The sequence below is a fragment of the Spirillospora sp. CA-128828 genome, from assembly GCF_050945415.1.
Lineage (GTDB): Bacteria > Actinomycetota > Actinomycetes > Streptosporangiales > Streptosporangiaceae > Spirillospora.
In genome coordinates, this window is record NZ_CP191986.1 from 4,349,118 (window position 1) to 4,364,504 (window position 15,387).

13 protein-coding genes are annotated in these 15,387 nt (G+C 71.5%); 12 read left to right on the forward strand and 1 reads right to left on the reverse strand.

All coding sequences use genetic code 11. From position 1 onward, the window contains the following. The first annotated feature begins 127 nt into the window (after positions 1-127). The 3 genes from ACQPXG_RS21320 (at position 128) to ACQPXG_RS21330 (ending at position 3,412) form a co-directional block, all read left to right on the forward strand. Complete coding sequence (locus ACQPXG_RS21320) at positions 128-952, forward strand: sensor histidine kinase (protein WP_433469450.1); 825 nt, start codon at positions 128-130, stop codon at positions 950-952. 115 nt (positions 953-1,067) lie between these two features. Beyond that, positions 1,068-2,036 carry a class A beta-lactamase gene (gene bla / locus ACQPXG_RS21325; protein WP_433469451.1) on the forward strand — a complete coding sequence of 323 codons (969 nt, stop codon included), beginning with the start codon at positions 1,068-1,070 and terminating at the stop codon, positions 2,034-2,036. Beyond that, positions 2,033-3,412: an MFS transporter gene (locus ACQPXG_RS21330; protein ID WP_433469452.1), complete on the forward strand. Its 1,380-nt coding sequence runs from the start codon at positions 2,033-2,035 to the stop codon at positions 3,410-3,412. Before bla ends, ACQPXG_RS21330 begins: the two co-directional genes overlap by 4 nt. A gap of 28 nt (positions 3,413-3,440) precedes the next feature. Here the strand turns inward: ACQPXG_RS21330 and ACQPXG_RS21335 are convergent, their stop codons facing one another. Next, positions 3,441-6,191, reverse strand: coding sequence for a hypothetical protein (locus ACQPXG_RS21335; protein WP_433469453.1), 2,751 nt, complete (start codon positions 6,189-6,191; stop codon positions 3,441-3,443). 177 nt (positions 6,192-6,368) lie between these two features. Between ACQPXG_RS21335 and ACQPXG_RS21340 the strand changes: the two genes are divergently transcribed. The 9 genes from ACQPXG_RS21340 to ACQPXG_RS21380 all read left to right on the forward strand — a co-directional run bounded on the left by ACQPXG_RS21340 (position 6,369) and on the right by ACQPXG_RS21380 (position 15,379). Further along, on the forward strand, positions 6,369-6,857 hold the full coding sequence (locus ACQPXG_RS21340) for a MarR family winged helix-turn-helix transcriptional regulator (RefSeq protein WP_433469454.1): 489 nt from the start codon (positions 6,369-6,371) through the stop codon (positions 6,855-6,857). 98 nt (positions 6,858-6,955) lie between these two features. Next, positions 6,956-8,224, forward strand: a complete 1,269-nt coding sequence (locus ACQPXG_RS21345; RefSeq protein WP_433469455.1) for an FAD-dependent monooxygenase — start codon at positions 6,956-6,958, stop codon at positions 8,222-8,224. A gap of 25 nt (positions 8,225-8,249) precedes the next feature. Beyond that, positions 8,250-9,644: an MFS transporter gene (locus ACQPXG_RS21350; RefSeq protein ID WP_433469456.1), complete on the forward strand. Its 1,395-nt coding sequence runs from the start codon at positions 8,250-8,252 to the stop codon at positions 9,642-9,644. Then, positions 9,644-10,429: an FAD binding domain-containing protein gene (locus ACQPXG_RS21355; RefSeq protein WP_433469457.1), complete on the forward strand. Its 786-nt coding sequence runs from the start codon at positions 9,644-9,646 to the stop codon at positions 10,427-10,429. The genes ACQPXG_RS21350 and ACQPXG_RS21355 overlap by 1 nt, the downstream gene beginning before the upstream one ends. Then, positions 10,426-12,774, forward strand: coding sequence for a xanthine dehydrogenase family protein molybdopterin-binding subunit (locus ACQPXG_RS21360; RefSeq protein WP_433469458.1), 2,349 nt, complete (start codon positions 10,426-10,428; stop codon positions 12,772-12,774). Before ACQPXG_RS21355 ends, ACQPXG_RS21360 begins: the two co-directional genes overlap by 4 nt. Continuing rightward, on the forward strand, positions 12,771-13,256 hold the full coding sequence (locus ACQPXG_RS21365) for a (2Fe-2S)-binding protein (protein WP_433469459.1): 486 nt from the start codon (positions 12,771-12,773) through the stop codon (positions 13,254-13,256). Before ACQPXG_RS21360 ends, ACQPXG_RS21365 begins: the two co-directional genes overlap by 4 nt. Further along, a complete protein-coding gene (locus ACQPXG_RS21370; RefSeq protein WP_433469460.1) occupies positions 13,253-13,936 on the forward strand; it encodes an SRPBCC family protein in 684 nt (227 codons plus the stop codon). The genes ACQPXG_RS21365 and ACQPXG_RS21370 overlap by 4 nt, the downstream gene beginning before the upstream one ends. Further along, on the forward strand, positions 13,929-14,570 hold the full coding sequence (locus tag ACQPXG_RS21375) for an isochorismatase family protein (protein ID WP_433469461.1): 642 nt from the start codon (positions 13,929-13,931) through the stop codon (positions 14,568-14,570). Before ACQPXG_RS21370 ends, ACQPXG_RS21375 begins: the two co-directional genes overlap by 8 nt. Beyond that, complete coding sequence (locus ACQPXG_RS21380; RefSeq protein ID WP_433469462.1) at positions 14,552-15,379, forward strand: alpha/beta fold hydrolase; 828 nt, start codon at positions 14,552-14,554, stop codon at positions 15,377-15,379. Before ACQPXG_RS21375 ends, ACQPXG_RS21380 begins: the two co-directional genes overlap by 19 nt. Positions 15,380-15,387: the final 8 nt, after the last annotated feature.

A 15,387-nucleotide genomic window follows, 5' to 3' on the forward strand; every position in this document is an offset into this window, starting at 1 on the left:
GCTCGGCTATGGCGGCACCGCGCCGGTCAGATCGAGGACAACCTGCATGGAACAGTTGATCAGATTGCATCGGCCCACCAGGACATTCAGCATTCCGCCGACAGCCGACGGTGAGAAGAGCATCCCCGTGCCCACCGAGATCTCCACGTCGCCCGGTACGCGCCTGGCCACTCGGCTCACCCGGTTCCTCACCCGGCGCATCGGACGGCTGGAGCGGGCGCTTGAGAAGCAGCGCCGGTTCGCCTCCGAGGTCTCCCACGAGCTGCGCAACCCCATCGCCGGGCTGCGCGCCCGCTTGGAGGAGGCCCAGTTGTACCCCGACCAGACCTCCATGGACGATCTGATCGAAGATGCGTTGCGCGACGTCCGCCGGCTGGAGGCGATCGTCACCGACCTGCGCCTGCTGTCTCAGGCCGAGGCGACGAACGGCGACGACGTGAACGGGGGCAGAAAGCTCGAGGCGATGGACCTGGCCGAACTGGTGGCCTCGGAGCTCGCTCACCGGCCGGACCGGCTCGCCGCCGGGCAGACTCTCGAACCAGGCGTGACCGTCACGGGCGTCCGCGGCGAGATCGCCCGGGTCCTCGCCAACCTGCTGGACAACGCCCAGCGGCACGCGAAGCGGAATGTCGTGGTCGAGGCCTGCCGCAACGGCGACAGCGCCGAACTGATCGTTTCCGACGACGGCGACGGCATCGCCGCGGCCGACCGGGAAAAGATCTTCCAGCGGTTCGTCCGGCTCGACGCCTCCCGCGAACGCGACCGCGACGGCACCGGCCTCGGCCTGGGGATCTCCCGCGAGATCGCCCACGCCCACCACGGCACGCTTGAGGTGGGCGAATCCACCAGCGGCGGTGCCCGCTTCGTCCTCCGGCTCCCCCTGACCCTCGTGACGCCGGCCGATGGTTCGCGCCGCAACGAGCCTCGGCAGAACCACCCGGCACAGCACTGATGGCACCACCTGCATCGGGTCCGCAGAGAACCAGCGTTGATATGGATTCACATATCAATAATTGATCCATATCGGTATTGGACCGATGTGGATGCTTTCTGATGTTCTTCTCCGTATGACACGACGCCTCCGGCTGCGACTTGGAGTCGCAACGCTGACCGGTTCCGCCCTACTCAGCGGCCTCGTCTACGCGGGGGGTGCCGCCATCGGGGAGAAGGACGCCTCAAGCGTCGCCGCCCGGACGGGGAACACCGCTCCGTCCGGCTTCGATCTGGACAAGACGCTGCGGGACCTGGAGACGTCCTACAACGGGCGTATCGGCGCGGTGGGCATCGACATGGGGACCGGCAGGACCGTCGGCTACCGGGCAGGCGAGCGCTTCCCGTTCAACTCCATGTTCAAAGTCTTCGCGTGCGCGGCGGTGCTTCACAAGGCACGCACGGGCGACCCCGGGCTGATGGACAGGGTGGTCCGCTGGAAACCTGCCGAGATGGCCGGGCTGACCGCGAACTCCCCGGAGACCACCGAGTACACCGACACCGGCATGACACCCGCACAGCTGTGCCGCGCCGGGATCACCAAGTCCGACGGCTTCGCGGGCAACACGCTGCTGAAGCAGATCGGCGGGCCGCGCGGGCTGACCGGGTTCTTCCGCTCCACCGGTGATCGGATGAGCCGCCTGGACCGGCCCGAGCCCACCCTGACCGAGTGGGAGCCCGGTGAACAGCGCGATACCACCACTCCCGCGGCAGCCGCGCAGACGTTCACCCGGATCACCACCGGGAAGGCCCTTCACCCACGCGACCGGGCACGCCTGGTCGGCTGGCTGAAGGCCAGCCTCACCGGCGCCACCCGGATCCGGGCCGGACTCCCCAAGACCTGGACGGTCGGCGACAAGACCGGCACCGGCGGCGCGAGCAACCACGGAACCGCCAACGACATCGCGATCGCCTGGACACCCGGATCGAACGCGCCGATCATCCTGTCGGTGCTCACCAACCGCAACGTCGACGACACCCCGCACGATGACAAGGTGATCGCCTCGACCGCGACCGCCCTCGCCAAGGCCCTCGGCAGGTTGTGACCGGCCCTCGGCGCGGCGGCGTCATCGACGCGGGTTCGCGCGCGCCGTTCGGCTGGGCGCCGCTGGTCGTCCTGTTCATCGTGGGACTCGTGGACCGGATCGAGCACAACCTGCTGTCCGGCGTGCTCCCGGCCGTGCAGCGGGAGTGGGGGTTCGGTGACACGGCCGCGGGCTCGATCCCGACGGCCGCCGCCCTGGCCGCGGCGGTGGTGTGCCTGCCCGCCGGGTATCTGGCGGACCGGTTCAGCCGCACCCGGATCATCGCGGTGGTCGTCTTCTTCTGGGCGATCGCCACGCTCGGCTCTGGGCTGGCCACGGGGTTCGTCATGTTCTACCTGATGCGCGTGCTGCTCACGGCGGCCGAGAACATCGACAACCCCGCCTCGGGCAGCCTTCTCGCCGACTACTACCCGCCGGTCGGCCGCGCCCAGGCGTACGGGCTCACACGCGTCACCGCTCACCTCGGGGGCATCGGGACGCTGCTGGGCGGGGTGCTGGCGGAGGTGTTCTCCTGGCGGACAGCGTTCCTGGTCATGGTAGTGCCGGGCGTGCTCACCGCAATGCTCGTCTGGCTGCTGCGCGAGCCGCAGCGCGGCGAGCTCGACCGCCTGGTGGCGGCCGACGCCGTGTCCCCGCCCCTGCCGGTAGCCGCTGGTCCGGACTCCGCCGTCTCCATGTCCACTTCCAACGCCTCCGCGGAGCCCATGCCCAAGCCGCCGTTCCGGGGGCAGGTCCGGCAGGTCCTCGCCATCCCCACCCTGGTCTTCGTCTGTGCCGGACAGTCCCTGCTCATCCTCGGCCTGGCCGGGATCTTCTACTGGCTGCCCACGTTCATGGTGCGCACCCTCGGCACCGGCACCGGCACGGCGGGCTCGCTGAGCGGACTGATCCCGGTCGCGGGCACGCTGACCGGCACTCTGGCCGGTTCGTGGCTGGGCGGGAAGTGGCACGGCACCCGCCGGGGCGGCCGGCTGCTGGCCGGCGGCAGCGGCATCACGGCGGGCTCATTGGTCCTGGCCGGAGCGCTGTCGATGGAGTCGATCGGCCCGCTGACCGCGCTGGTCCTGCTCTCCTGCTCGCTGATGGCGATCGCGATCCCGAACCTCACGGCGTGCCTGGCGGACGTGCTCCCGGCCGCCTCGCGCGGCCTCGGCTTCGGCGTCCTCCAACTGCTCATCACGGCCGGCAGCGCCTTCGGGCCCCTCGTCGTCGGCATCGCCTCGGACCGGCTCGGGTCGCTGCTCGCCGGCATGTACATCCTGGTGATCCCGACGGTCGCCGGCGGGCTCCTCACGCTGGGGGCGAGGGCGTCGTTCGAGCGCGACGCGCGGAGGGTCATGGAGGAGGCCGCCTCGCAGGTCTCCCGATCACCTTGACGTGCGATCCGGGGTCAAGGCGCGTTTCTCACCAGCCCTCGCGCTCGCATTCCAGGCGCCACCAGTCGGCGGCCCGGGCGAGGTCGAAGCCGGTGTTCCACAGCTCGGCCGGGTCGTCGGGCATCAGCTGTTCCCGGATCAGTCCCAGGCGGCCGGAGTCGCGGCGGAACGCGAACTGGTGATTCCGGTCCGGCCTTTCATTCCTCGTGGCTTCGAGCAGGTCGACGATCTCGGAGGGAAGACCCGGGTCCGCCCCTGACGGCAGAGCCCGAGGCCGGAGGTTGCCGTCCGCGTCCCCGTACAGCAGATCGACTGCCTGCGCGGTCGTGAGGCGGGTCCGGGCGGCCAGTTCCCGCGCGGTCTCGGCACGAACCGGAGGCGGCCCGTTCTCGGTCAGCAGGCGCTTCAGCCGCAGCAACCTCTCCTGGGAGAGCCATCCTTGCGGCACGGGATCGCCGACGAGGTCACGCTCCGGAAGGCGGATCGGGACGAAACGTCCGCCAGACGAATACTCGACCGCCGCGAACCCCCGCAGGTGCCATCCGCTGAACGACAGCAGCGATCCGTTGTGCGTACGCCACACCTGGATATTCGGCGTTGACGGCGGGCCGGGGGACGGCTGCTCGAACCAGAGAAGCCGGTAACGTCCGCTTCCGTCGCCCCATCCGGAGTTGGCCCAGGTGCTCAGCTCGTCCAGGCTCCACACGGCATGGGGCCGCTGCCACGGCCACAGGACGGGTGTCACGTGGCGCGCCAGCCCGCCGAAATCCTCGATGAGACGGTCGGCCCCATGCGGTTGCTCGACCTTGTACAGCAACTCGGGCTCCGCGGGGTTCGGCCGCTCCGCCGCCGCCAGCGCGTGCTTCTCGAATACCCGCAGCGACACAAGGTCCCGCACGCCCATCACCGGCAACTCGGGATGGAATTCCGGCAGCGGGGAGCACGGCGGCCGGGGCGCCGCCCCATCCTTCATCCGGAGCCAATGCTCATTCAGCAGGCATTGCGCCGTGCTGTGCATCCGCTGGGTCACTGCGGCGATCAGCGAAGGCTCGGTGATCTCGGGCACCAGGCGGAGGAGCTCGTCCCGTACGGGCCGCAGCACCCAGCGAGAGGCCGGCAGCGCGGCCGTCACGATGCGCACGGCGGTGTCCCGGTCCAGCGTGCGCAGCGCGGCCGACCCGGCCGGGTCCACAGGGTTCCGCCTGCCCCAGACGGCGGGCGGCGGCACGGACGGGTCCCTCGGCGAGTAGCCCAGCCGGGCGCTCTGTGAGCCGTCAGGTGCGGTGACGCTGATCCGGCCCTGATGAAGCCGGACCCGGCTCGGCGCGGAGGCCCCCGGATAGGTGACCTCCCCGGTCCCGGGCGCCTCCGGGCGCGCCGTGCATGCCCCCGGCTCGTACGTCAGCGCGAGTTCCCCGCTCTCCGGCCCGGCGGCGACCGGGCCCTCCGCCCGGAACGTCTGCCAGCGGCCGCCGGGCCCTACCCGCGACACGCGTATGGCCTCGCCGTCGTACCAGGGCATCATCTCTTTCGGGAAGCGGCCGAGATGCACCTTCCACGGGGATCCGCCGCCGTCGTCGACCTCGACCTCCCGGCGGGTCCGCACGGACAGGGACTCGCGATGTTGGACGACGGACCGCGCGACATTGTCCGTGAAGGAGACGGGGATCCCGAACTCTTCCGGGATGCCGGCACGCAGTTCCGTCAGCAGTGCGTCCACCGGATCGCAGAACTCGATCTCGCGCGCGAGTCCGGGATTGCGCTCCCGGAACCGGTACCCTTCGTCGACCAGCCACGACAGCGCTCGGTTCAAGCGGTACAGGTAACCCGCCTCGACGTCGGCTTTCAGCCGGGTCCTCAGCTCGGCGTCAGGCACATCGCTCCAGCGCGCGCGGCTGCGCGGGACGGCCGCCGGATCGCTGTCGGGGTCGATGTCGCCGCCGGGCTCCGCGCCGTCCCGGAAGAGGCGCTCCCCGGCCTGGTCGACCAGCGTCAGCAGCACGTCGACGGCGCAGCGGCGGCCGGTGGTCGCGAACCAGTCCGCCGGCAGTCGGGCACCTGCTCCCGCGTCCGCCAGCGTTGCCAGCCACATCTGCCGCATCATCTCGGCGACCTCGGCGCCGCCCTCCTCCTCGTGCCGTGCCCGGTCGGGCTCGGCCGCGATCAGCAGCTCCATCAGGTCGCCGTCGCGGCCGGCCACCGCCGCCAGGGCCTTCCGCGCGGCGGCCCAGATCGTCTGGGACGCGCCGGGCAGCAGCCCGTCGCGCAGCAGCCGCGCGGCGAGGAACTCCTCCTCATCGTGCTTGGCGATCCCGGTCGCGACGGCCAGCTTCCGCAGGTCGGGGAAGAGGCGTGCGTACGGGATCAGCCCGGCGTCGAAGCCCGCGCAGATCACTTCGCGGAACCGGGCATGCGCCTCGTCTGGTGGAAGCTGCCCGCTGAGCGTCTTGGCGTGGTCGCGCAGGACGGCCGGACCGACCACTCCCGCCGGGACGAACTCCAGGAGCGTCGCGTGCAGCCGTTCCAGGTCGCACGCGCTCGCGTCGTCCTTCTCGGCCTTGCGGGCCTGGGTGAAGGACCATGTCGCGAGCTCCGCGGCTGTGTCCGACACACCCGCGGCCACGAACGCGCGGCACGCGTCCTCGAAGAAGGAGATCCGGTCCGCCGCTGACAGCGGCCGGGCCAGTCTGGTCAAGGCCGACTTGAGCTTGCGCGGGTGGTCGGTTCCGGCGCCGGAGGCCAGAGCGGCCAGCTCCGGTTCGCGGGGGGAGGAGCTCACCAAGAGGATCTTACTGCCGGGCCGGCGAGGGGACGGCGGTGACGTCGGCCGGTAGGCCTCTCCAGGCGGCGATCGGTGACGTCGATGAGGTCGGCGGCGACCGCCGTGGCGGCACGTGCCGCCGTCCTCGGCCGGGGTCTTGGACGTGTGACCTCAAGGTCATGATTAGCTAAGGACATGGCGGACGTGGGCAAGGGTGTATCCGAACGGGGCGGGGAGATCACCACACCTCAGGAGCTGCTGGCCGCCCCGGGGTACGTGGCGAGGCGGCTGTACCAGTCGTATGTGGCGCTGTGGACGCGGGCGGTCGATCCCGTCCTGACCGGTCCGCAGTTCGCCGTGTTGACCGCCGTGAACGCCTATCCGGGTGTGGACCAGGGGTCGCTGGGCGCCACGGTCGCCCTCGACCGGTCGACCATGGCCGACATCGTCCGCCGGATGGAGGACAACGGCCTCATCGTCCGCCACACCGCCACGCATGACGGGCGCCGCAAGCTGCTGTACCTGACCGACGAGGGGGAGCGGCGGCTGAGAGAGGCCGAGCGACGCACTCGCAGCCTCGACGAGGACCTGATGCGCGGCTACTCCGCCGCCGAGCGCGAACGGTGGCTCCGCGAGATGACCGCGCTGGCCGGTCACTGGGAAGGGCTGCTGGAAGACCACTAGCCCCGATCCCCGGTTACTTCCTCCCGGGGCCTTGCTTTTCGGAGATCGTCCGTGTTCGGATTAGTTAGTCCGAACACGGACGATCTCTTGGAGGAGCATTGTCGGCGAGCCAGTCGTACAGCGTCACGATCGTCGGCGGCGGCCTGGGCGGGCTGACCGCGGCGCTCGCGCTGCGGCAGCGGGGACTTCGCGTCACCGTTCTGGAACAGGCGGCGGAACTCGGGGAGGTGGGCGCGGGAATCCAGACCGCGCCCAACGCCAGCCGAGTCCTGATGGGGCTCGGACTGCGCGCCGCGCTGGAGGCCATCCGCACCGAGCCGCTGGATCAGGTGCGCCGCCGCTGGCAGGACGGCAGCGTCATCGGCCTCACGCCGCTCGGCGAGTTCTGCAAGCGCGAATACAACGCCCCGTACTGGCACTACCACCGCGCCGACCTGCACAAGGTCCTGCTGGACGCCTGCCTCGACCCGGAGGGGGCCGGACCAGCGGTGGACGTGCGCACGGGCAGCAAGGTGGTCGAGATCGACCAGGGCGATCCCGCTCGTCCAACGGCGGTCACCGCGCGCGGCGAACGGCACGCCGCCGACGTGCTCGTCGGCGCCGACGGCATCAGGTCCGCGGTGCGGGACGCCCTCGGGATGCCCGACTCGCTGCTCTTCTCCGGCGAGATGGCCTACCGCGCTCTCATCCCGGGCGACAAGATCGCCGCTGATCCGGCGACGCGCTGGCTGGTGGACCGGTACCAGAGCACCATCTGGTACGGGCCGGACCGGCACCTGGTCCACTACATGATCCGGGGCGGGGAGTACCTGAACGTCGTCGCCATCGTCCCGTCGACACCGGAGGTCGAGCGGGACTGGACCGCGCCCGCCACCGTCGACGAGCTGGCGGAGGCGTTTCCAGGCTGGGACGACCGGGTACCCGCGATGCTCGCCAAGGCGGAGGGCGAGATCTCCGCGTGGGCCATGTACCACCGGCGCCGCGATCCGGTCTGGGTGGACGGCCACGTGGCGCTCCTCGGCGACGCGTGCCACGCGATGCTGCCCTACCAGGCGCAGGGAGCCTCCCAGGCGATGGAGGACGCGGCGGTGCTCGCCGAGGAGCTCGGATCCGTCCCGGTGGGGAACGTGCAGGACGCACTCGCGCGGTATGTGGCGCGACGCGCCAAGCACGCCGGGATGGTGCAGGACGCCGCCTGGAACAACATGACCTTCTACCATCTGCCCGACGGCCCTGAGCAGCGCGAACGCGACAGGAAGCTCACCCGCTTCGGCGGGGAGTCCGACGTCTCCTACGAGTGGCTGTGGCGGGGCACCCCGCTGAACGATCCCGACGAGGAAACCTTCTCCTACCAGTTCCACGGCTGAGTAAGCGGCCGAGAAGCGAGCCAGCATGAAAACAGGGAACGAGATCGTCCAGGAGCTGCCCTGGAAGTGGGGCGTCCAAGGAAAGATCTTCATCATCGGTGGCCTCGGCTACATGTTCGACGCCTGGGACGTCGCGCTCAACGGCTTCCTCACGCCGTTGCTGGCCAAGGACTTCGGTCTCACGGTCGGGGAGAAAGGGCTGGTCGCCACGGCCAACCTGGTCGGGATGGCGGTCGGCGCCGTGGCGTGGGGGACCGTCGCCGACCGGCTCGGCCGCAAGCGGGCCTTCAGCCTGACACTGCTGGTGTTCGCCCTCTTCTCGGTACTGGGGGCGCTGTCGCCGGGCTACGGGGTCTTCCTCGCGTTCCGCTTCCTCGCGGGCGTCGGCCTCGGCGGCTGCATCCCCGTCGACTACGCGCTGGTCGGGGAGTTCTCGCCGAGCCGGCTGCGCGGCAAGATCCTCTCCGCGATGGACGTCTGGTGGCCGATCGGCGCCACGCTCTGCGGCCTGGTGGCGACGCTGCTGGAACCCGCCGACGGCAACTGGCGCTGGATGCTCACGATCATGATCCTTCCCGCGCTGCTGCTGTTCTGGGTGCGGCGCGGGATCCCCGAGTCGCCCATCTACCTGGTCCGCACGGGCCGCGAACGCGAGGCCCGCGCGGTCATCGACGACCTCGTCGCCCGGACCGGCGCACCGGTCCAGCCCTACTCCGTCGCCGCGCCGCCCGCCGCGGACGGCCGGCGCCGCGGCCCGCGCGCGGCCTACGACCAGCTCCGGCTGGTGTGGTCGTTCAGCCCGCGCGTCACGTCGGTGGCCTGGCTGCTGTTCGTCGTGGTGATGACGGTCTACTACGTCGCGCTGACCTGGATGCCGACGATCCTGAAGGACGAGGGCTACAGCGACGTCGCCGCGTTCGGCAAGACCACACTGATGACCGGCGTGGGCGTCCTCGGCGTGCTGCTCTCGGCGTGGCTGGTGGAGGTCGTCGGGCGCAAGTGGGTGATCGGCGCGTCGGCGCCCCTGGCCGCGGCGGCGCTGGTGGCGTTCGCGGCGGCGCTGGACGTGCAGACCGCGGCGCTCGTGTGGCTGGGGGTGTTCGGGTTCCTGATCCAGCTGGCCGTTCCGGTGCTGTACGCCTACGTGTCGGAGCTCTACCCGACGCCGATCAGGGCGAGCGGCTTCGGGTGGGCCTCCTCGGTGAGCCGCGCGGTGACCGGCTTCGTCCCGTACATCTTCGGCAGCCTGCTGCGTCCCGCGTTCGGCCTCACCTTGACCTTCACGCTCCTCGCGGCCGTCACGCTCGCGGCGGTTCTGTGGATGGCGGTCGGCGCGCCCGAGACCAAGGGCCGCGAGCTGGACGGGGCCGCCGAGACGGGCGACGCGGGCGCGGGCACTCCGGCGGAGGTGAGGGCCTGATGAAGCCCGCGGCCTTCACCTACCACCGCGCCCGCGACGTGGCCGGGGCCGTGGGGCTGCTGGCGGAGCTGGAGGACGCCAAGTACCTGGCGGGCGGCCAGAGCCTGATCGCCATGATGAACTTCCGGCTGGCCCGCCCCGCGCACCTGGTCGACCTCGGCGGGCTGCGTTCCGAACTGGCCTTCGTCCGGCGGGACGGCGACGCCCTTCGCGTCGGCGCGCTCACCACCCACCACGAGGTGGCGAAGGCTCGGATCCCGGGCTTCGAGGTGCTCGCCCGCGCCATGGAGCGGGTGGGGCATCTGCCGATCCGCACGCGAGGAACGGTGGGCGGCAGCCTCGCCCACGGCGACGCCACCGCCGAGTGGTGTCTGCTCGCCCTGCTGCTGGGGGCCGAGGTCGTCGTCCAGGGGCCGGACGGCCGGCGCGTCGTCCCGGCCGAGGACCTCTTCCTCGGCTTCTTCACCACGGCGCTGGACCCTGCCGAAATGATCATCGAGGTGGTCTTCCCGCGGCCGGCCCCGCGTGCCGCGCTCACCGAGTTCGCCGAGCGCCGCGGCGACTTCGCCATCGTGGCCGCCGCCGTGGATCTGGACGCGCGGACCGTGGTCCTCGGCGGCGTCGCGCCCGCCCCCGTGCGCGTCCCGGAGGCGGAGACCGCCCTGTCACGGTCGTTCGAGGAATGCGCCGAGGCGGCCGCCGCCACCGTCGATGCCACCGACGACCAGCGCCGGGCCCTCACCCGGGCCCTCGTCCTACGCGCCTGTGAGGAGGCGACGCGGTGAAGACGTCCGATCAATGGGTCGGCAGCTCGATCGCCCGCCGGGAGGACCGGCGCCTGCTGACGGGGCGCGGACGGTTCGTCGACGACATCCACCTGCCGCGGATGCTCCACGCGCAGTTCGTGCGGAGCACGGTGGCGCACGGCGCGGTGACGGGGATCGACCTGTCCGGCACCCGAGCGGTACCCGGCGTGGTCGCCGCGTTCACCGCAGCGGACCTGGAGTTGGGCGACATCGAGGCCGTGCTCGACCGTCCGCCCGCAGAGTTCGTGCCCACCGCCATGCCGATCCTCGCCCGGGACCGGGTGCGGTACGTCGGTGAGCCGCTCGCCATCGTCGTCGCCGAAGACGCCTACGCGGTGGAGGACGGCTTGGAGGCCGCCAAGGTGACCTACGAGGCGGCGCCGCCCGTGCTGTCGGACGAGCAGGCTCTGGCACCCGGCGCGCCGCTCGTCCACGCCGCCGCCAAGGCCAACACCCTGGTGGACGTGTCGATGTTCGCCACCGAGGGCATCGACGCCGTCCTCGACTCCGCCCCCTGCAAGGTGCGCGTGCGGACCAAGACGGGCCGGCAGAACGCGCTGCCGCTGGAGACGAGGGGAGTGGTGGCGAACTGGGACGCGCGCGAGGAGCAACTGCTCGTCCAGACGTGCACCCAGACCCCGCACCAGGTCCGGACGGTGATGGCCGCCTGCCTCGGGCTGCGGGAGGCGGCCGTCCGCGTGGTGGTGCCCGACATGGGCGGCGGCTTCGGGCAGAAATGCGTCGTGGGCCGCGAGGAGATCGCGGCCGGGGCCGTCGCGCTGCGGCTCGGCCGCCCGGTCAAGTGGATCGAGGACCGCCGGGACGCGCTGACCGCCTCGTTCCTCGCCCGGGAGCAGCGCTACGACGTGCGGGCGGCGTTCGACGACCGGGGGCGCATCCTGGCGCTCGACGCCGAGATCGTCTGCGACATGGGCGCCTACTCCTGCTATCCCTTCACCGCCGGGATCGAGCCGCTGATGGCCTCGGCGGAGATGCCGGGCGTCTACCGCGTCCCCGCCTACCGTGTGCGCGCCCGCGCCGTCACCACCAACAAGGCCCCGACCGCGCCGTACCGCGGCGTCAGCCGGCCCCAGATCGTCATGGTGATGGAGCGGGTCTTCGAGCGGGCCGCCCGCGAGCTGGACATCGACCCGGTCGAGATCCGGCGCCGCAACCTGATCACCGAGTTCCCCTACACCGGGGTCAACGACATCACCTACGACCCGGGCTCCTACCTGGAGTCGCTCGACCTGTGCGAGCAGGTGCTGCGCGAGGAGGGCTGGTACGCCAAGCGGGACGACGACCCGTTCCTGGGCATCGGCTACTCGTGCTTCAGCGAACGCACCGGATACGGCTCGACGGCATTCGCCAAACGCAGGATGGCCGTCGTCCCGGGATTCGACATCGCCGAGGCCCGCATGGACCTGACCGGCTGCGTCACGGTGACCACCGGCACGATGAGCCACGGCCAAAGTCACGAGACGACCCTCGCGCAGATCGTCGCCGACCGCCTCGGGCTGGACATCGCCAAGGTCAAGATCTGCCAGGGCGACACCGACCGCGTCGCCTACGGCTTCGGCACCTTCGCCAGCCGCTCGGCGACGATCGGCGGCAGCGCCGTGGCCCGTGCCGCCACCGCCCTGGCCGACCGGCTCGCCCACCTCGGCGCCCACCTGCTGGAGACCACCCGGGACAACATCGAGCTCCACCAGGGCGGCGTCCGCAGGCGCGACGATCCGGCGCGGGCGCTGTCGTTCGAGGACCTGGCCGACGTCGCCTACCTGAAGGCGCATCTGCTGCCCAAGCACGCCGAGCCAGGGCTGACCGCCTCCGCCAGCTTCGACGTGCAGGGCGACGGCACCTTCTCCAACGCCGCCCACGGCGTGGTCGTCGAGCTGGACCCCGGCACGGGAGGGGTGAAGATCCTGCGGTACGTCTGCGTCGAGGACTGCGGCGTGGCCATCAACCCGCAGGTCGTCGAGGGACAGGCACGCGGCGGCATCGCGCAGGGCATCGCCGGCGCCCTGTTCGAGGAGGTCACCTACGACGCTCAGGGCGAGCCGTCATGCGCCGGTTTCCTTGACTACAAGGTGCCGACGGCCAGCGAGATCCCCGACATCACGATCCACCACCTGGAGACGCCCTGCGCGTTCACCGAGAGCGGGGCCAAGGGCGCAGGCGAGGGCGGCACCATCGGCGCGCCAGCGGCCGTCCTCAACGCGGTGAACGACGCCCTGCGCCGCACCGGTGTCGAGCTGGACGACACCCCCATCCATCCGGAGACGGTGCGGTGCACCCTCCACTCCGGCGGAGCGACCTCATGACCGAGAAGCTGCTGATCAACCTAACCGTCAACGGCGCGGAGCACGAACTTGTCGTGGAGTCCCGCCACACCCTCGTCGACGTGCTCCGGCACCACATCGGGCTGACCGGCACCCATGTCGGCTGCGAGCACGGCATCTGCGGGGCCTGCACGGTCCTGCTCGACGGCGCGCCGGTCCGCGCCTGCCTGATCTTCGCCGCCCAGGCCGAGGGGCATGACGTCCGCACCGTGGAATCGCTCGCCCCCGACGGGGAGATGAACGATCTGCAGCGGTCGTTCTCGGCGCATCACGGCCTGCAATGCGGGTTCTGCACCCCCGGATTCCTCATGCTCGCCGAAGGCTTCCTCGACGAGCACCCGGCACCCTCCCGAGAGGAGATACGAGAGGCCGTGTCCGCCAACCTGTGCCGCTGCACCGGCTACCAGACCATCGTCGACGCGATCGAGGACTGCGCCCGGCGCCGAACGGGAGAAGCACGATGATCCTCAACAACCAGATCGCGGTCGCCGCCGCGCCGGACGCGGTGTTCGCGCTGATCAACGATGTCGAGCGGGTGGTCACCTGCCTTCCCGGCGCGACCCTCGACGGGCGTGAGGGCGACACCTGCTCGGGCGGGGTCAAGGTCAAGGTCGGCCCGATCACGGCGTCCTACACCGGCACCGTCCGGTTCCTGGAGGTCGACCGGGAGCGGCGCCTGCTGCGTCTGCAGGGCCGTGGCGCGGACGCGCACGGCAACGGCGACGCCGAGGCCGAGGTCGCCCTCACCGTGGACGACGCGCCCGGCGGAGCCGTCCTGCGCGTCGAGACCGACCTGCTCATCCGCGGGAAGATCGTCCAGTTCGGGAAGGGCGCCATCGTCGCGGTCTCCAATCGCCTCCTCGACCAGTTCGCGGCCAACCTCGCCGCCCTGATCGAGGCCGACCGGGCCGGCGTCCCGGCGCCTGCACCGGCCGCTGCGTCCGCCACTGCATCGGCCACCGTGCGCGGCAGCGCACCGGCCGCGCCCGCCGGGGAACTCGACGGCCTGGCGATGCTGCTCCCGCCGAACGCCGCCAAGTACGCCCCCGTCGCGGCGGCCTTCGCCGCCGGCCTCTTCCAGGGCTGGCTGCTGGGCAAGCTCAGAGCGCAGAGCAGGGAGCTGAAGGAGCTGCGGCGTGGCTGAAGGCATGTACGGCACGCGGACCGACGACACCTACGCCCGCGCGGGCTTCAACGGCACCGTCCCGCGCGGCGAGCGCCCGGTGGTGGTCGTCGTCGACCTGACCAACGGCTTCACCGACGCCGCCCAGCCCGCCGGAGCCGACCTGCGCGACGTGGTCGCCGCGACCGCCGCCCTCATAGAGAGTGCGCGCGCCGCCGACGCTCCGGTCGTCTTCACCACGATCGCCTACACGGCGGCCGAGCTGGACACGGTCACCTGGCTGAAGAAGGCCCCGGGGATGCGCGCGATGCTGGAGGGCACCCCCGCAGTGGAGATCGACCCCGGATTGCCCCGCCGGCCCGGGGACGTCCTCATCACCAAGAAGGGCGCCTCGGCGTTCTTCGGCACCACCCTCGCCCCGACCCTCACCGCGCTCGGCTGCGACACCGTCCTGGTCTGCGGCGCCACGACCAGCGGCTGCGTACGGGCCACCGTCGTGGACGCCGTGCAGTCCGGTTTCCCGGTGCTGGTTCCCGGCGAGTGCGTCGGCGACCGGGCCGGCGGCCCCCACGAGGCCGCCCTCTTCGACATCCACGCCAAGTACGGCGACGTCATCGACCTGAAGGAGGCCATGCGGTGCCTGACCGCGTCCTGACCCAGCCCGCGCTGGCCGACCTCGCCTCCGTCCCGGCCACCAGCCGATGGCTGACGTCCGGCTCGCTGCGCCTGCACGCGCTGGACTACGGCGGCGACGGCGCGCCCGTGGTGGTCCTGCCCGGTATCACCAGTCCCGCGATCGCCATGGACTTCGTGGCGCGGGAACTCCCCGGACGGCCCATCGTCCTGGACGTGCGCGGCCGGGGGCTCTCCGACGACGGCCCCTCCTACACCCTGGACGACTACGCGGCCGACACCCTGGCCCTCATCGACGCCCTGGACCTGAAGGACCCCGTCCTGCTCGGCCACTCGATGGGCGCCCGCATCGCCGCCGTCACCGCCACCCGGGTCTCGCTGCCGACGGTGCTGGTCGACCCGCCGATGAGCGGCCCGGCCCGCGGCCCGTACCCGACCACTCTCGCCGCGTTCCAGCGCCAGCTGGAGCAGGCCCGGCGCGGCACCGACGCCGACGAGGTCGCCGAATCCTGGCCCCGCTGGCCCCGCCGCGAACAGGACCTGCGCGCGCGCTGGCTCGCCAGCTGCGGCGCCGAGGCCGTCGCCGCCACGCACCGGGGATTCGAGAGTGAGGACTTCTTCGAAGTCTGGCCTCGCGTGCCCGCCCCGGCGACGCTGATCCATGGTGCGGACAGCCCGGTGGTGACCGCCGCCGGTGCCGCCGAGGCCGCCCGGGCCAACCCCGCCGCCCGGCTGATCGAGGTCCCACGAGCAGGTCACATGGTCTTCTGGGACAACCCCCAGGCAGCCATCGCCGCTGTGCGCGACGTCCTCGGTGACCTGATGTCCTGACGTGTCCG

Bases quoted from the DNA above. Each gene is read 5' to 3' on its own strand.
- bla (WP_433469451.1), top strand. From the start codon at position 1,068: ATGACACGACGCCTCCGGCTGCGACTTGGAGTCGCAACGCTGACCGGT.
- ACQPXG_RS21340 (WP_433469454.1), top strand. From the start codon at position 6,369: ATGGCGGACGTGGGCAAGGGTGTATCCGAACGGGGCGGGGAGATCACC.
- ACQPXG_RS21350 (WP_433469456.1), top strand. From the start codon at position 8,250: ATGAAAACAGGGAACGAGATCGTCCAGGAGCTGCCCTGGAAGTGGGGC.
- ACQPXG_RS21355 (WP_433469457.1), top strand. From the start codon at position 9,644: ATGAAGCCCGCGGCCTTCACCTACCACCGCGCCCGCGACGTGGCCGGG.
- ACQPXG_RS21365 (WP_433469459.1), top strand. From the start codon at position 12,771: ATGACCGAGAAGCTGCTGATCAACCTAACCGTCAACGGCGCGGAGCAC.
- ACQPXG_RS21370 (WP_433469460.1), top strand. From the start codon at position 13,253: ATGATCCTCAACAACCAGATCGCGGTCGCCGCCGCGCCGGACGCGGTG.